This is a genomic window from Labrys okinawensis (genome assembly GCF_047345005.1).
Taxonomy (GTDB): domain Bacteria; phylum Pseudomonadota; class Alphaproteobacteria; order Rhizobiales; family Labraceae; genus Labrys; species Labrys okinawensis.
Genome location: NZ_CP178864.1, coordinates 6,102,501 through 6,118,726, shown reverse-complemented (window position 1 = coordinate 6,118,726; position 16,226 = coordinate 6,102,501). Strand labels below are relative to the sequence as shown.

Sequence of the window (16,226 nt, the reverse complement as noted above, 5' to 3'; positions counted from 1 at the left end):
TCAGCCCCTCCCGCGCTGGGTCGGATCGAGGATGTCGCGGAGCGCGTCCCCGATCAGGTTGAAGGAAAGGGCGGTCGCCAGGATGATCGCGCCGGGAATGAAGACCAGCCAGGGCGAGGTCTGGAAGTAGCTCTGGTTGTCGTTGATGATATTGCCCCACGAGGCTTGCGGCGGCTGCACGCCGATGCCCAGGAAGCTCAGCGTCGCCTCCAGCAGCACGGTGGTGGCGATGCCGAGCGTGCCCCATACCACGGCTGTCGGGACGAGATGCGGCATGATGTGCAGGATGAGGATGCGGCCATGCCCGGCGCCAAGCGATCTCTCCGCGGTGATGAAATCGCGCTCCACCAGGCCGCGTGTCTCGGTATAGACGATGCGGGCGACCTGCACCCAGTTCACCATGGCGATCACCATCACCACGATCCACAGGCTCGGCTTGAGCAGGGCAGCCAGCGCGATCGCGAGCAAGAGTGCGGGAAAAGCCATCATCAGGTCGGTGAAGCGCATCAGGAGATTGCCGAAAAAGCCCCTGAGATAGCCGGCGCTGATGCCGACGATTAGGCCGATCCCGACCGCGATGCCATTGGCGACGAGACCGATGACCAGCGAGGTGCGGGCGCCGAACAGAAGGCGGGACAGGAGGTCCCGGCCAAGGGGATCGGTGCCCAGCAGGAAGCGCGCGCCGGGCGGCAGGGGCATGCCGTCGTCGGTGGCGCCGTCGGGCAATTGCACATCGGGCGAGAACGGCGCCAGCCAGGGTGCGAAGACCGCGCCAAGCACCACGAGGCCGACGATGATGAGCCCGATCAACGCGGCCGGGTGGCGCACGAGTTCGGAGAGCACTCGCATCAGCCGGCCTCCGGCATTGGCTGGAGCCCGGTGAGGATCTCGGCGGCCACGTGCTCGATCGTCAGCCGGCGGCGCATCGCGCAGCTCCGGAGCAGCGTATAGGCGGCGCTTTCGTCGATCGCCCGCGCCGTCATGATGGCCTGCACGGCACTATGGACGAGGGGCCGGAGGCGCATGCGTTCTTCCAGGTCCGCCATGCGCCTGGCGGTCGCGAGATGCTGGGCGTGCATGTGCTCGGCCATGACCAGGGCCGGATAGACCGCGGAGGCAGTGATAGGCTTGGAGATGATGGCTCCCGCGCCGTGATCCATCGCCCAGGCGATGCGGCCTGGTGCCTCGGACCCCAGGAGCGCGATCAAGGGCATCGGCGCCTCGCCGGCGGCCCAGGGCAGCAGGCCGTTCCAGCCCTGGTCGGCGTCCACGAAGACGACATCCGGCCTAGCCCTAGAAAGATCGAGGACTTCCCACCGCGTCGTCGCCGTGAGGCCAAGCCGTTCGAGCTGACGCATCAGCCGCTCGATGCCCTCATCGACCCGGTGCAGCACCAGCGCGTTCCGCCCTCTGAAGCTCGGTGTTCCCTTCATCGCACGACCCTCAGATGCAGGGAGGTGCGGGGGGCGCGGCCGCCCACCAGATAGGGATCGGCGGCGATGGCGGGCCTCGAGGCCAAAATGTCGAAGCCGCCCTCTTGGTTGATGCGGCCAAGATGGAAGGGCAGGGCGGCGTGGTTGGTCTGCGGATCGATGGACAACGGCCCCAGCACGGTATCGACAGGACCGGCATGCAAAGTCTGCCGTACCAGGGCCGGATCGTCATTGCCGGCCTTCAGGATCGTCTCGACGCAGAGGCGGGTTGCGGTATAGGCGCCGGCGAAAAAGCTCGACACCAGCCGGCTCTCGCCAAAACGGGCGGCGACCCGGCGCTTGAAGGCGAGGTTGTACGGGGTTGCCAGACTGTCGAAGTAGGAAGCCGCCGAGAGCTGGCCGACCGCCGCGCCGCCGGCGATCTCACCGAGTTCGCATTCGGTGAGATCGCAGCTCACGACAGGACAATGGCTGGGCTCGAAATGCGGATCGCGGTCGGCGAGGGCGCGCATCGCGGCCAGGAAGGCATAACTTGCCGGGCCGATCAGGTTGTTGAGGATGAAATCGGGCCGGCGCAGCTCGATATCGGCAATCAGGCGGTCGACATTGGTCTCCTCGAACGGCAAATAGCGTTCGCCCAGCACCTCGCCGCCCGCCTGCATGATCAGTTCACGGGCGAGGCGGTTCATCTCCCAGCCCCAGACATAGTTGGCGCCGGCCAGATAGGCCCGCAAGCCATAGCGGGGCAGCAGGTGATCGAAGAGCGGCAGCAGGTGCTGGTTGGGGCAGGCACCCGTGTAGATCACGTTCTCATTGGCCTCGAAACCCTCATAGGGGCACATGTACCAGAGCAGGCCGTCATGCTTTTCGATGAGCGGGATGACGTCCTTGCGCGACAGCGAGGTAATGGTGCCGACGATGTGGCGGCAACCCTGGTCGCGCAGCATCGAACGAGCCTGATCGAGATAAAGCCCGGCTTCGCCTACGGGATCACCGAAGACCGGCTCGATGGCGGCAGCGGGAATCTCGGCCTTGAGGTCTTCGATGGCAAGCTCGGCGCCATCGCGGCAGTCGCGTCCGAGGGCAGCGTAGGGGCCCTTTGTCGAATAGAGAATGCCAATCCGGACGGCGCGCATGCAGCCTCAAAAAATAAAAAGCCCCACGCGATCCCATGATGGCATGAGATGACGTGGGGCGAAACTGCCCGATGGCCCTTTGGCCGATGTGGCGGTGGCAATGCCTGCCGCTTGGGCACGATTAAAACACGAGCAGATCGGGGTCTGTCAATAGCTTTATCGTGGTGCTTGGAGAGCGAAAGCGCGCCGGTCAAGGGACGAATTCGAACCGTGAGCCGACATGGTCGGCTCACGTCCGCGACTTCGCGCGGGAGGTGCATCGGCGCTCCGAACTCAGGCCAATAGAGGTGGGGAACGTCATTCCGGCGTTCCGCTTCGCTCCAGCCGGAATGACGAGCCGGTCAGCCCTCGACTCTTGTTCACCCGAGTTCAGAGCCCTGGGAGGCGGGGGCACCCTTTGATCCCCTTCCATATCTTCCCTCTAAATCTCTCCCAGCCTCCCCTTGCGCCGTACCCAACTCTCACCACATTTTCGTCAGCGGGCGCCTTCGGGGCTCGCAAATCATATGGCGCTTGGGCGATGCTACGGGTCCCTGGGCGTGCAGGAAGGAAGAACCCATGAATTTCGAACGCTACACGGAACGGGCGCGTGGTTTTGTGCAGTCGGCGCAGTCTCTTGCGCTGCGCGAAGGCCATCAGCAATTCGCCCCGGAGCACCTCCTCAAGGTGCTGCTCGACGACCCGGAAGGGCTCGCGGCCGGTCTGATCGACCGGGCCGGCGGCAATTCGCGCCAGGCGCTCATGGCCGTTGAGGCCGCCATCAAGAAATTGCCGAAGGTGCACGGCGCCGGCGCCGGCCAGGTCTATCTGACGCCGCAACTCGCCCGTGTCTTTGAAGCCGCCGAGAAGGCGGCCGACAAGGCTTCCGACAGTTTCGTCACGGTCGAGCGGCTGCTGCTGGCGCTTGCCATCGAGAAGGATTCGGAGGCTGGCAAGGCGCTGGCCAATGCCGGCGCGACGCCGCAGAACCTCAACAAGGCCATCGAAGCCCTGCGCAAGGGGCGTACTGCCGACAGCGCCACGGCGGAGAACGCCTATGATGCCCTCAAGAAATATGCCCGCGACCTCACTGCGGCCGCGCGCGAGGGCAAGCTCGACCCGGTGATCGGCCGCGACGAGGAAATCCGCCGCACCATCCAGGTGCTCTCCCGCCGCACCAAGAACAATCCGGTGCTGATCGGCGAGCCCGGCGTCGGCAAGACGGCGATCGTCGAGGGCTTGTCGCTGCGCATCGTCAATGGCGACGTGCCGGAGTCCCTCAAGGACAAGTCCCTGCTCGCCCTCGACATGGGCGCGCTCATCGCCGGCGCGAAATATCGCGGCGAGTTCGAGGAGCGGCTGAAATCCGTGCTCAACGAGGTGATGTCGGCCGAAGGCCAGATCATCCTCTTCATCGACGAGATGCACACGCTGGTCGGTGCGGGCAAGGGCGAGGGCGCCATGGACGCCTCAAACCTGCTCAAGCCTGCGCTGGCGCGCGGCGAGCTGCATTGCGTCGGCGCCACCACGCTCGACGAGTATCGCAAGCATGTCGAAAAGGACGCAGCGCTGGCGCGGCGCTTCCAGCCCGTCTTCGTCGAGGAGCCGACGGTGGAGGACACCATCTCGATCCTTCGCGGCCTCAAGGAGAAGTATGAGCAGCATCACAAGGTGCGGGTGACGGACAGCGCCATCGTGGCTGCCGCCACGCTGTCGAACCGCTACATCACCGACCGCTTCCTGCCCGACAAGGCCATCGACCTCGTCGACGAGGCGGGCGCGCGCCTGCGCATGCAGGTGGATTCCAAGCCCGAGGAGCTCGACGAGCTCGACCGGCGCATCGTCCAGCTCAAGATCGAGCAAGAAGCGCTGAAGCGCGAGAACGACGACGCCTCCAAGGACCGGCTCACCCGGCTCGAAAAGGAGCTGGCCGATCTCGAGGAGCGCTCGTCCGAGCTTACCCAGCGCTGGAGAAGCGAGAAGGACAAGCTCGGCCGCGCCGCCGATCTCAAGGGCCAGCTCGACAAGGCCAAGAACGAGCTCGCGGACGCCCAGCGCCGCGGCGAGTATCAGCGTGCCGGCGAGTTGACCTATGCCGTGATCCCGAAGCTCGAAAAGGATCTGGCCGAGACCGAGGCAAGCGAGGGCAAGGTCAGCATGGTCGAGGAGGCCGTGACGGCGGACCATGTGGCGCAGGTCGTCTCGCGCTGGACGGGTGTGCCCGTCGACAAGATGCTGGAGGGCGAGAAGGACAAGCTCCTGCGCATGGAAGACGTGCTGGGCGCCCGCGTGGTCGGCCAGGGCGAGGCCGTGCAGGCTGTCTCTACCGCGGTTCGGCGTGCCCGCGCCGGCCTGCAGGATCCCAACCGGCCGATCGGCTCCTTCATCTTCCTCGGCCCCACGGGCGTGGGCAAGACGGAGCTGACCAAGGCGCTCGCCGCCTTCATGTTCGACGACGATACGGCGATGGTGCGGCTCGACATGTCCGAATATATGGAGAAGCACTCGGTGAGCAGGCTCATCGGCGCGCCTCCGGGCTATGTGGGCTATGACGAGGGCGGTGCCCTCACCGAAGCCGTGCGGCGCCGGCCCTACCAGGTCGTGCTGTTCGACGAGATAGAGAAGGCGCATCCGGATGTCTTCAACGTCCTCCTGCAGGTGCTCGACGACGGGCGACTGACGGACGGGCAGGGGCGTACGGTCGACTTCCGCAACACGCTGATCATCATGACCTCGAATCTGGGCGCCGAATATCTGGTCAACCAGAAGGAGGGCGAGGATTCCTCAGCCGTGCGCGAGGAAGTCATGTCGGTGGTGCGCTCGCACTTCCGGCCGGAATTTCTCAACCGTGTCGACGAGATCATCCTGTTCCACCGCCTGAAGAAGGCGCAGATGGGCGCGATCGTCGACATCCAGATGGCCCGGCTGCAAAAGCTGCTGGACGAGCGCAAGATCACGCTGGAGCTCGACGATGCGGCAAGGAATTACCTGGCCGACAAGGGATACGATCCGGCTTATGGCGCGCGTCCGCTGAAGCGGACGATCCAGAAGCTGGTGCAGGACCCGCTCGCCGAGATGATCCTCTCCGGCAAGGTCAGGGATGGCAGCCACATCCCGGTCAGCGCGACGGGTTCGGGGCTGATCATAGGCGGCCGCGCGGTCAACGCCGCGGCGGCGTAACCTGGGAGCGCGGACTTCCAGTCCGCCTCTTGGACCACTGGGAATAAAGGAAAGGCGGGTCCGAACAGGCCCGCCTTTTTCCTGGGAGTATCCGTATTCGGTCAAGCAGCTTTAGGCGTCCAAATCCGATTATCTCGCAAGAGGGCGTTAGCGAGGATGATGAGCTTGCGCATGATGGCGACGATGGCGATTTTTTTGGGTTTTCCGGCGGCGACCATGGCCTGGTATTTAGCGGCGAGGTCGGGGTTCCATCGGATAGCGGCGACCATGGGCATATAGAGGGCTCGTCGCAGAAGGGCTCTTCCCCCGCGAATGAAGCGCTTGCCATTTTTGCTGCCGCTGTCGCGTGGGACAGGGGCGAGGCCGGCCAGGCTTGCGGCTTGAGGGGGAGACAGGGTGCCCAGTTCAGGCATGTGGATGAGCATGGCGTGAGCTGTGATGGGTGCCACGGCGGGGATGGAATCGAGGATTTCGGCTCTGCGCTTGAAGGCGGGATCCTTGTCGGCCCGCCTGGCGATCTCCTCGTCGATGGCGTTTATCTGCGCTTGGGTCAGAGCCAGTGTCTTGGCGAGTTGGCGCTTGATCAGGGGGAGTTCGGCGGTTTGCTGGCGGGTCTGGGTTGCCACTTTGATCTTCATCAGGGCGTCCCGCGCCGCGGCCAATTGCTTCATCTCCTCAAGGGCCTGGCTGACGATGAGGGTCGGCTCGGGCTGGACGGCCTGGCCATAGCGGGCCAGGGTCATGGCATCGATGCGATCGGTCTTGGCCAGCCTGCCAATACCTTCGGCAAAGCGTCGGGCCTGGCGCGGGTTGAGCTTGACGGCCGGCAGGCCGGCCTGGTTGAGCGCGCGTTCGAAGGCGCGATGATAGGCCCCCGTTGCTTCGAACACCACACGCTCGACAGTCCAGGAAGAAAGCCAGGCAAGCAGGGCGCGATGGCCCGCCTGGGTGTTGGCAAAGCGCTTGATGAGGCCTGCCGGGTGGACAGCCACATCCAAATGATCCTTGCCGATGTCGGTGCCGACATTGTGTGCTAGGCTGCTCGTCATCTTTTCCAAGTCCTCTGCTTGTCTCCGGAGCAATGCCGGTATCCGTTCAGGCCTCATGGAAAAGAGAGGGGTGGTCAGACTCCTAAGTCAGTCCTTCGATTATCGCAGGCACGACCCGTCCCCTCCCGCCTCCAGCTCGGCGGCCACCGAGCTGGAGGCATCCAAAAGCTAGGCTTGCACGATGGGATTGAAATAGACAATCGCAGGCATCCCTGCCTGCATCTTCCTCTCCAGCAAACGCAGCGCTTCCAAGAGCAGGCAAGGATGCCTGCGATCCCAGGGACGGGACGTCGGCGCTCGCGGCTAATCCCGCGCTCCCGGCGTGCCCAGCCGGATGCCTTCCAGGTTCACCCACAGGGCGATCAGCGTGCACACCGCGCCGGACAGGAGGTACGCCCCCGAAGCCGCCAGGCCGAACAGGGATGCGATACCCAGCGCCACGAAGGGGGCGAAGCCGGCGCCGAACAGCCACGCGAGGTCGGAGGTCATCGCCGCGCCGGTGTAGCGGTACTGGATCGGGAAGGCCGAATTCACCGCGCCGGAAACCTGGCCGAAGGTGAGGCCCAGCAGGACGAAGCCGGCGATCATGTAGGCGATCTCGCCGGTGTGGCCGGCATTCAGCAATTGCGGCGCATAGCCGCTATAGACTGCAATGCCCATGGCGCAGACGGCGATCAGGTTGCGCCGGCCGAAGCGATCGGCGATCGGGCCGGAGGCCGCGATTGCGACGACGCCGAACAGGGCACTGACGATCTCGATGAACAGGAACTGCGCCGGGCTCTCGTTGGTCTCCAGCACCACCCAGGCCAGCGGAAACACCGTCACCATGTGGAAGAGGGCGAAGCTCGCCAGCGGAGCGAAGGCCCCGACGATGATGTTGCGGCCCTGCTCCTTCATGGTCTCCATGATCGGGGTGGGCTGCAGTTCCTGGGTCTTGAACAACTCGGCATATTCGGGCGTGGCGACGATGCGAAGGCGCGAGAACAGGGCCACCACGTTGATGGCCAGCGCCACGAAGAAGGGGTAGCGCCAGCCCCAGTCGAGGAAATCGGCCGGGCTGAGCGTTGTGTAGAAGAAGGCGAACAGGCCGCTGGCGACGATCAGTCCGAGCGGCGCGCCAAGCTGCGGGATCATCGCATACCAGCCGCGCTGGCCGACCGGTGCGTTGAGGCTGAGCAGGGAGGGCAGGCCGTCCCAGGTGCCGCCGAGCGCAATGCCCTGGCCGAAGCGCAGGATGCAGAGCAGCGTGCCCGACCAGGCGCCGACGGTGGCGTAGTCGGGCAGGAGGGCGATCGAGACCGTGGAACTGCCGAGCAGGAAGAGTGCGATGGTCAGCTTGATCTCGCGGCCATAGCGCCGGTCGAACAGGGTGAACAGGGCCAGGCCGATGGGGCGGGCGATGAAGGCGAGGGCGAAGATGGCGAAGGACCAGAGCGTGCCGGCCAGCGGATCATGGTTCGGAAAGGCAAGCTTGGGAAACACCAGCACCGAAGCGATGGCATAGACGAAGAAGTCGAAATATTCCGAGGTGCGGCCGATGATCACGCCGATGGCGATTTCGCCCGGGGCGATCGTGTGATGCCGCGAGGCAGGCGGGCCGGAATGTGTCGTGCTCGTCGTGCTCATCATCGCTCGGCTTGCTCCTGAGCCTTTATATCACGGCCCCCGTCGGAGGGGACGGGAGAGTGGGCCCGATGGCGCCGAGCCCGATTTCTTTATTCGGACCGATGCTACAGGGCTTTGGTGTCATATCTTTTGCGCCGAAACCAGATACCCACTTTTCGGCGCCAAGCTCTTAGGGGTACCTTTTGCCGTCTTTGTGATGATATTGTCATTGGACAAAATGTCCAATGTGCATCCCGGAACCGGAGGCGTATCGGCACGACATGAGACAGCCATCCCATGCCCACCAGCATCGTGCCGAAAAATGGAAGCCGGTTTTCGGACGCAACGATGCCATCGGAACCCGATCCAAGCCCTGGCACAGCCTGTTGGCGCTGCCCCTGCTGGGGCTCCTGACCGGCTGCAATGCCGTCGTCCTCTCCCCTTCGGGAGACGTCGCGGCCAGGCAGCGCGATCTCCTGCTCTATTCGACCGCGCTCATGCTGGTCATCATCATCCCGGTGATGGCGCTCACCATCCTCTTCGCCTGGCGCTATCGCCAGTCCAATACCTCGGCACGCTACGAACCGGACTGGGATCACTCCACCCAGCTCGAACTGGTGATCTGGGCTGTCCCGCTGCTGATCATCATCGTGATCGGCGCCATCACCTGGACGGGCACCCATCTGCTCGACCCCTACCGCCCGCTGGAGCAGGTGAGCACGGGCAAGCCGGTGGCCGCGGATGCGCAGCCGCTCGAGGTGCAGGTCGTCTCGCTCGACTGGAAGTGGCTGTTCATCTACCCGCAATACGGCATCGCCACCGTCAACGAGATGGCGGCGCCGGTCGACCGGCCGATCAGCTTCAAGATCACCTCCTCGGCGGTGATGAACTCCTTCTATATCCCGGCGCTGGCGGGCCAGATCTATTCCATGCCGGGCATGGAGACCAAGCTGCATGCCGTCATCAACCAGCCTGGCGAGTATGAGGGCATCTCCGCCAATTACAGCGGCGCCGGTTTCTCCGGCATGCACTTCAAGTTCCACGGCGTCGACCAGGCCGGCTTCGATCAATGGATCCAGAAGGCGAAGAGTTCGGGAACCACGCTCGACCGCGCCAGCTACCAGGTGTTGGAGAAGCCCAGCGAGAACGAGCCGGTGCGCTACTACAATTCCGTCGACGGGGACCTCTACCACGCCATCCTCAACCTGTGCGTCGAGCCCGGCAAGATGTGCCTGGACAAGATGATGAGCGTGGACGCCAAGGGCGGTCTCGGCATGGAGAGCGTCAACAATGTCCGTCCGCTGGTCTATGACAAATATGCCCGCCGCGGCTCGGTGTTCGGTCCCGCCCCTTATTACGTCGCCGATTATTGCGGCGTGCCCAGGCCCGGCGAGCTCGACACCTGGAAGCAGTCCGTCCCGGCGCTGCGCAAGATGTCTCCGGTTCTGTCCCGTCCGCAAGCCTTCCGCCTGCCAGCCGAGCAGTTCCCTGCTCAGCGCGGCTAGTTGCAACCTGATATCGATCGGTCCTCGTCATGTCCTCCACTGACACGGTTGCAGTGAGCCCCATTTTTGGCCGGTTCACCCTCGAAAGCATCCCCTACCATGAGCCGATCCTGGTCGGCACCTTCCTCGTGGTGGCGGCCGGCGGCATCGCGCTGCTCAGCGCCATCACCTATTTCCGCCTCTGGGGCTACCTCTGGCGCGAGTGGGTCACCAGCATCGACCACAAGCGCATCGGCATCATGTACCTCATCCTGGCCACCGTGATGCTGCTGCGCGGCTTTTCCGACGCCATCATGATGCGTGGCCAGCAGGCGATTTCCTTCGGCGACTCGCAGGGCTACCTGCCGGCCCATCACTACGACCAGATCTTCACCGCCCATGGCGTGATCATGATCTTCTTCGTGGCGATGCCCTTCGTCACCGGCCTCATGAACTTCGTAGTGCCGTTGCAGATCGGCGCGCGCGACGTCGCCTTCCCCTTCCTCAACAACTTCTCCCTGTGGATGACGACAGCCGGCGCCGTCATCGTCATGATGTCGCTGTTCGTCGGCGAATTCGCCAAGACCGGCTGGCTCGCCTATCCGCCGCTGTCGGGCATCGCCTACAGTCCGGATGTCGGGGTCGACTACTACATCTGGGCGCTGCAGGTGGCCGGCATTGGTACGCTCCTCTCGGGCGTCAATCTGATCGCCACCATCGTCAAGATGCGCGCGCCCGGAATGACCATGATGAAGATGCCAGTCTTCACCTGGACCGCGCTGTGCACCAACGTGCTGATCGTCGCTGCCTTTCCGGTGCTGACCGCCGTGCTCGCCTTGCTGTCGCTCGACCGCTATCTCGGCACGAACTTCTTCACCAACGACCTCGGCGGCAATCCGATGATGTATGTGAACCTCATCTGGATCTGGGGCCATCCGGAGGTCTACATTCTCATCCTGCCGGCCTTCGGCGTGTTTTCCGAAGTCACCTCGACCTTCTGCGGCAAGCGCCTGTTCGGCTATACCTCGATGGTCTACGCCACGGTGGTGATCACCATCCTGTCCTACCTGGTGTGGCTGCATCACTTCTTCACCATGGGTTCGGGCGCCAGCGTCAACTCCTTCTTCGGCATCACCACCATGGTGATCTCCATCCCGACGGGTGCGAAGATCTTCAACTGGCTGTTCACCATGTATCGCGGCCGCATCCGCTTCGAACTGCCGATGATGTGGACGGTGGCCTTCATGCTCACCTTCGTGATCGGTGGCATGACGGGCGTGATGCTGGCGGTACCGCCGGCCGACTTCGTGCTGCACAACTCCCTGTTCCTGATCGCCCATTTCCACAATGTGATCATCGGCGGCGTGCTGTTCGGCATGTTCGCCGGCGTGAACTACTGGTTCCCCAAGGCCTTCGGCTTCAAGCTCGACCGCTTCTGGGGCCTGATCTCCTTCTGGTTCTGGGTGGTCGGCTTCTGGGTCGCCTTCACGCCGCTCTATATTCTCGGCCTGATGGGCGTGACCCGGCGCCTGCGCCACTTCGACGATCCCTCGCTGCAGATCTGGTTCGTCATCGCCGCCTTCGGTGCGCTGCTGATCGCCGTCGGCATCGCCGCGATGCTCATGCAGTTCTACGTCAGCTTCAAGAAGCGCGAGGAGCTGCGCGACAAGACGGGCGATCCCTGGGACGGCCGCACGCTGGAATGGTCGACCTCCTCGCCACCGCCCGTATACAACTTCGCCTTCACGCCGGTGGTGCATGAGCTCGACACCTGGGCCGACATGAAAAGCCGCGGCTACCAGCGTCCACTGGAAGGCTTCAAGCCGATCCATATGCCCAAGAACACCGGCGCCGGAGCCATCCTGGCACTGTTCTCCGCCGGTTTTGCCGTCGGCATGATCTGGTATGTCTGGTGGCTCGCCATCGTGTGCTTCGTGGCCGCGGTGGTGGTGGCAATCGGCCATACCTTCAACTACAACCGCAACTTCCACATCCCCGCCGAACAGGTGATCGCCACCGAAAATGCGCGCACGCGCCTTCTCGCGGCGGGAGAATGATCATGTCGCAGACTAGCATCCTCATGCCGGACACCGAGGCCAAAAGCGACGCCCCGGTCTTCTACCTCGCTGACGAGCACGACCATCCCGAGGGGTCGAGCACGATGCTCGGCTTCTGGATCTACCTGATGAGCGACTGCCTCATCTTCGCGATCCTGTTCGCCACCTTCGGCGTGCTCGGCGGCAACTACGCTGCCGGCCCCTCGCCGAGGGACGTGTTCGAGCTGCCGCTGGTGGCGCTCAACACCTCGATGCTGCTGCTCTCCTCGATCACCTATGGCTTCGCCATGCTGTCGATGATGGATAACCGCGTCGGCGCCACGCAGGGCTGGCTCGCCATCACCGCGTTGTTCGGCATGGCGTTCGTGGGCATCGAGCTCTATGAGTTCCACCACCTCATCATGGACGGCGCCACGCCCCAGCGCAGCGGCTTCCTCTCGGCCTTCTACACGCTGGTTTCCACGCACGGGCTGCATGTCAGCACGGGCCTGCTCTGGATGTTCACGCTGATGGTGCAGGTCGCCCGCTATGGCCTCACCGCCGCCAACCGCCGCCGCCTGATGTGCCTCAGCCTGTTCTGGCACTTCCTGGACATCATCTGGATCGGCGTCTTCACCTTTGTCTATCTGATGGGGATCCTGCGATGAGCGCCGACGCCCACCACGACGACCTCGCGCCCTCGCACGGCACCCGCAAAAGCTACATCACCGGCTTCCTCATGTCGGTTGTGCTGACCACCGTCCCCTTCTACCTGGTGATGAGCGGGGTGCTGTCGAACCTTGCCACTTCGCTGATCGTCATCGCCCTGGCGGTAATCCAGATCATCGTGCACATGATCTACTTCCTGCACATGGACGCCAAGTCAGAAGGCGGCTGGAACCTCATGGCCCTGATCTTTACCGTGGTGCTGGTGGTGATCACGCTGACAGGCTCGATCTGGGTGATGTACCACCTGGTCAACAACATGATGCCCGTCTCCGTGCATGACATGAGCCAGATGCCGTGAGACCGCCGCGATGAGACCGCCGCGATGACCAGGGAAGGTGAAGGCGAGGACCGGTCCCCCCGTTCGGCGGCCGCCTTCACCGGCCTGGTGGTGGCGCTGGTCTTTGCCGTCATCGTGCTGGCCGGGCTCGGCCTCTGGCAGGTCGAGCGGCGCACCTGGAAGCTTGGCCTGATCGACCAGATCGACACCCGCATCCATGCCGCCCCGGCGCAGGCCCCGGGACCGGAAGACTGGTCGGGAATCGGCGCCGACAAGGACGCCTACCGGCATGTCGAGGCCACCGGTTCCTTCCTCGACGTGCCTCCGACCTTCACGCAGGCGACGACGGCCCTGGGCGGCGGCTATTGGGTGCTCTCGCCGCTCAAGACCAGCAAGGGCTTCGTGGTGCTGGTCAATCGCGGCTTCGTCTCGCCGGGCCAGCGCGGCACGGTGGGCAACGCGTTCGGGCCTGCCGAGGTCACCGGCCTGCTGCGCATCAGCGAGCCGGAAGGCGGCTTCCTGCACAGCAACGATCCTCCCGACGACCGCTGGTACTCGCGCGATGTCGACGCCATCGCCCAGAAGCGCGGCCTCAAGGACGTCGCCCCCTATTTCATCGACGCCGACAAGGGCGCCCCGAATGCCGTGCCGGTCGGCGGGCTGACGGTGGTGGACCTGCCCAACAACCATTTCGTCTATGCGCTGACCTGGTTCGCCCTGGCAATCATGGCGGTGGCGGGACTGGTGTTGCTGATCCGGGACCAGCGAAAAGTGAGGCGGCGGTAACCCCTGGGATCGCAGGCTTCCAGCCTGCATCTTGCTTTGTGGAGCGTGCGATGGTTCCGAGTGGTAGCTGGAAGTCCGCGATTCCCCTCTGAAGCCTACCGCAGCCGACGCTTCTCCAGCTTTCGTGCCAGCGTCCTTCGGTGCATGCCGAGCCGGCGCGCTGTCTCGGAGATGTTGAATTGCGTATCCACCAGCGTTTCGTGGATGCGCTCCCATTCCAGGTTCTTGATGGACGTTGGCGCATCGCCGGTCGGCACGCTGGCGTCGCCGTTGCTGCGCTGGAAGGCGGCCTCGATGTCGTCGGTGTTGGATGGCTTGGCGAGATAATGACAGGCGCCGAGCTTGATCGCCTCCACGGCGGTGGCGATCGAGGCAAAGCCGGTGAGGACCACGATCTTCATGCCGGGATCGTGCAGATGCAGGGCCTTGACGCATTCGAGGCCCGAGCCGCCGGTGAGCTTGAGATCCACCACCGCATGGTCGGGCGAGTGCTCCTCCAGGAGCCTGCGCACCTCCTCCAGGCCTGCCGCCTGGTGCACCGCATAGTCGCGACGCTCGAAGGAACGGCGCAGCGCACGGGCGAAGGAGGTGTCGTCCTCCACGATCAGCAGCGTGCGCTCAGGCTCCATCGGCCTCTCCCGCCTCGCCGGGGGAGAGGGAAGCGAGCGGCAGCGTCAACTCCACCCGCGCCCCGCCGGTGATTTCATTGCTTGCCGTGACCGTGCCTCCGAGCTTGCGCACCACATTCACCACCAGGAAGAGACCGAGGCCGCCGCCCGGCCGGTTCTTGCTGGAAGTATAGGGTTTGCCGAATTGGTCCAGCACTTCCTTGGCAAAACCCGGCCCTGCATCCCTGACCTGCAGCGCGATCATGTCGTCGCGCCGCTCGAGCGTGACGCCGACCCAGCCCGGGGAGGCTTCGAGCGCATTGTCGAACAGGTTGAAGACGATCTGCTTGAGGGCCGAATCAGAGACGATCGGCGCGTCCGCCCCGAAGACGTTTTCATAGTCGAACCAGGCGGGCGAGCGATGGGCGCGCCACTCCTCAGCCAGCCCGTCGAAGAATAGGTTGACGCTGGTGCGCAGCGTGCCCTCGCCGCGCATTTCGCCGGAGGACATCAGGATGCCGGTGACGATCGCCTTGCAGCGGTCGAGCTGGCTGCGCATTTCCTGCAGCTCCTGCGTCAACTCGCGGTCGGCCTTGAACAGGGGCATGCGCTGCCAGTCGCCGAGGATCACCGAGAGCGTGGCGAGCGGGGTGCCGAGCTCATGCGCGGCTCCGGAGGCGAGCAGGCCCATGCGCACGATATGGTCCTCCTCCGCCGATTGCTGACGCAGGCTGGCGAGGTGGGCATCGCGCGCCCTGAGGTTGCGGTCGATGCGGGTGACGAAGAACACGAGGAGTATCGCCGCCAGCACGAAGCAGATGAACAGGCCCTGCGTCTGGAGGTTGGTCAGGTCGCTGCTGGCCTGCCGGGGCAGGGCGATGGGCTGGTTGTAGGTGGTCAATCCGATGAAGCAGGCGCTGGTGATGGCGAGCAGCGTCCAGATCGACCAGGTCTCCAGCAGCACAGCGCCGATGATGACCTGCAGGAGGTAGAGATAGATGAAGGGGTTGGAGGCGCCCCCGCTCAGATAGAGCTGCACTGTGAGGGCGGCGACGTCGAGCAGGAGTTCGAGGAAGAGCTCGGTATTGCTCACCGCGTCTTGGTTGCGGCGCCGTAACAGGCTGACGGCATTGAGCCCCACCAGGAAGGCGATCACCGCCGCCATCTCGACGAGGGGCAGGGGGATGCCGAGCACGAGATCGACGAAGAGGATGGTGACGACCTGCCCGATAACCGCCAGCCAGCGCAGCTGGATGAGCAGGTGGAGGTTCTTCTTGTTGGTGGTGTCCTGGATGGAGTTCATGGCCGTGTTCTGGCACGGATCGGGCAAGGGCGCGAGGAGCCTCCCCCAGCCTCAGCTCTTGTTGGTGTTGCCGTTGGAGATCTCGGCCACCGGCGCCTTGCTCATCAGGCCGTCGATGCGGTCGCGTTCCTGCCTGAAGGAGGTGAGGAGGTCGCCGTTGAGTTCGCGGCCCTGTGGCAGCTTGATGCGCATCGGGTCGACGAAGCTGCCGTTGATCTTCACCTCGTAGTGGATGTGCGGGCCGGTTGCCAGGCCCGTCATGCCCAGATAGCCGATCACCTCGCCCATGGTGACCTCGGCACCCACCACCGATGTGCTGGCGAAGCCGCTCATATGCGAATAGGTGGTCACATAGCCATTGGCATGCTGGATCTCGATATGGCGGCCATAGCCGTTGGTCCAGCCGGCCTTGATGATGGTGCCGTTGCCGGTGGCGTGAATGGGCGTGCCGATCTTGTCGGCCCAGTCCACCCCCGTATGCATCTTGTAATAGCCGAGGACCGGGTGGCGCCGCATGCCGAAGGTCGAGCGCATCTCGCCGCTGTCGATCGGCTTGCGGGTCAGGAACTTGCGGGCCGACTTGCCGTCCTCGTCGTAGTAGTCGACCTTGCCGTCATCCAT

At 64.2% G+C, this 16,226-nt stretch carries 14 protein-coding genes (1 of these 14 only partly in view); 6 read left to right on the top strand and 8 right to left on the bottom strand.

Annotation, left to right across the window (positions count from 1 at the left end; genetic code table 11):
* From ACMDCR_RS28430 to ACMDCR_RS28420, 3 genes are read right to left on the bottom strand one after another with little or no spacing between them, the layout of a single operon-like run.
* Complete coding sequence (locus ACMDCR_RS28430; RefSeq protein WP_413989824.1) at positions 1-849, bottom strand: ABC transporter permease; 849 nt, start codon at positions 847-849, stop codon at positions 1-3.
* Entirely contained in the window at positions 849-1,433 is a 585-nt protein-coding gene (locus tag ACMDCR_RS28425; RefSeq protein WP_413989823.1) for an ANTAR domain-containing response regulator, read from the bottom strand. The genes ACMDCR_RS28430 and ACMDCR_RS28425 overlap by 1 nt, the downstream gene beginning before the upstream one ends.
* Complete coding sequence (locus tag ACMDCR_RS28420) at positions 1,430-2,569, bottom strand: transporter substrate-binding domain-containing protein (RefSeq protein WP_413989822.1); 1,140 nt, start codon at positions 2,567-2,569, stop codon at positions 1,430-1,432. Before ACMDCR_RS28420 ends, ACMDCR_RS28425 begins: the two co-directional genes overlap by 4 nt.
* Positions 2,570-3,127: 558 nt before the next feature.
* Here ACMDCR_RS28420 and clpB point away from each other — a divergent pair.
* Positions 3,128-5,728 carry an ATP-dependent chaperone ClpB gene (gene clpB, locus ACMDCR_RS28415; protein WP_413989821.1) on the top strand — a complete coding sequence of 867 codons (2,601 nt, stop codon included), beginning with the start codon at positions 3,128-3,130 and terminating at the stop codon, positions 5,726-5,728.
* A gap of 101 nt (positions 5,729-5,829) precedes the next feature.
* Here the strand turns inward: clpB and ACMDCR_RS28410 are convergent, their stop codons facing one another.
* The gene (locus ACMDCR_RS28410) at positions 5,830-6,777 is read right to left on the bottom strand and encodes an IS110 family transposase (RefSeq protein WP_413987661.1); all 948 of its coding nucleotides are present in this window, start codon (positions 6,775-6,777) and stop codon (positions 5,830-5,832) included.
* A gap of 303 nt (positions 6,778-7,080) precedes the next feature.
* Positions 7,081-8,403 (bottom strand): MFS transporter, encoded by a 1,323-nt coding sequence (locus ACMDCR_RS28405; RefSeq protein ID WP_413993752.1) that lies wholly within the window; start codon positions 8,401-8,403, stop codon positions 7,081-7,083.
* A gap of 260 nt (positions 8,404-8,663) precedes the next feature.
* Here ACMDCR_RS28405 and cyoA point away from each other — a divergent pair, with 260 nt between their 5' ends.
* From cyoA to ACMDCR_RS28380, 5 genes are read left to right on the top strand one after another with little or no spacing between them, the layout of a single operon-like run.
* Complete coding sequence (cyoA, locus tag ACMDCR_RS28400; protein WP_413989820.1) at positions 8,664-9,887, top strand: ubiquinol oxidase subunit II; 1,224 nt, start codon at positions 8,664-8,666, stop codon at positions 9,885-9,887.
* A 29-nt stretch (positions 9,888-9,916) separates the two neighbouring features.
* The gene (gene cyoB, locus ACMDCR_RS28395; protein ID WP_413989819.1) at positions 9,917-11,923 is read left to right on the top strand and encodes a cytochrome o ubiquinol oxidase subunit I; all 2,007 of its coding nucleotides are present in this window, start codon (positions 9,917-9,919) and stop codon (positions 11,921-11,923) included.
* A gap of 23 nt (positions 11,924-11,946) precedes the next feature.
* Positions 11,947-12,570 (top strand): cytochrome o ubiquinol oxidase subunit III, encoded by a 624-nt coding sequence (gene cyoC / locus ACMDCR_RS28390; RefSeq protein ID WP_413993751.1) that lies wholly within the window; start codon positions 11,947-11,949, stop codon positions 12,568-12,570.
* Positions 12,567-12,929, top strand: coding sequence for a cytochrome o ubiquinol oxidase subunit IV (gene cyoD, locus ACMDCR_RS28385; RefSeq protein ID WP_413989818.1), 363 nt, complete (start codon positions 12,567-12,569; stop codon positions 12,927-12,929). Before cyoC ends, cyoD begins: the two co-directional genes overlap by 4 nt.
* A 24-nt stretch (positions 12,930-12,953) precedes the next feature.
* Positions 12,954-13,694: an SURF1 family protein gene (locus ACMDCR_RS28380; protein ID WP_413989817.1), complete on the top strand. Its 741-nt coding sequence runs from the start codon at positions 12,954-12,956 to the stop codon at positions 13,692-13,694.
* A 95-nt stretch (positions 13,695-13,789) separates the two neighbouring features.
* Here ACMDCR_RS28380 and ACMDCR_RS28375 read toward each other — a convergent pair whose 3' ends face one another.
* The 3 genes in view from ACMDCR_RS28375 to ACMDCR_RS28365 are tightly spaced (at most 51 nt apart) and all read right to left on the bottom strand, a layout consistent with a single transcriptional unit that may run on beyond the window.
* Positions 13,790-14,323: a response regulator transcription factor gene (locus ACMDCR_RS28375; protein ID WP_413989816.1), complete on the bottom strand. Its 534-nt coding sequence runs from the start codon at positions 14,321-14,323 to the stop codon at positions 13,790-13,792.
* Positions 14,313-15,605: an ATP-binding protein gene (locus ACMDCR_RS28370; protein ID WP_413989815.1), complete on the bottom strand. Its 1,293-nt coding sequence runs from the start codon at positions 15,603-15,605 to the stop codon at positions 14,313-14,315. Before ACMDCR_RS28370 ends, ACMDCR_RS28375 begins: the two co-directional genes overlap by 11 nt.
* A gap of 51 nt (positions 15,606-15,656) precedes the next feature.
* On the bottom strand, positions 15,657-16,226 hold the 3' portion of the coding sequence (locus ACMDCR_RS28365; RefSeq protein WP_413989814.1) for a M23 family metallopeptidase. The gene runs 1,368 nt beyond the window's last position; only the last 570 of its 1,938 coding nucleotides appear in the window; the start codon falls outside the window, past its right edge; it ends in the stop codon at positions 15,657-15,659.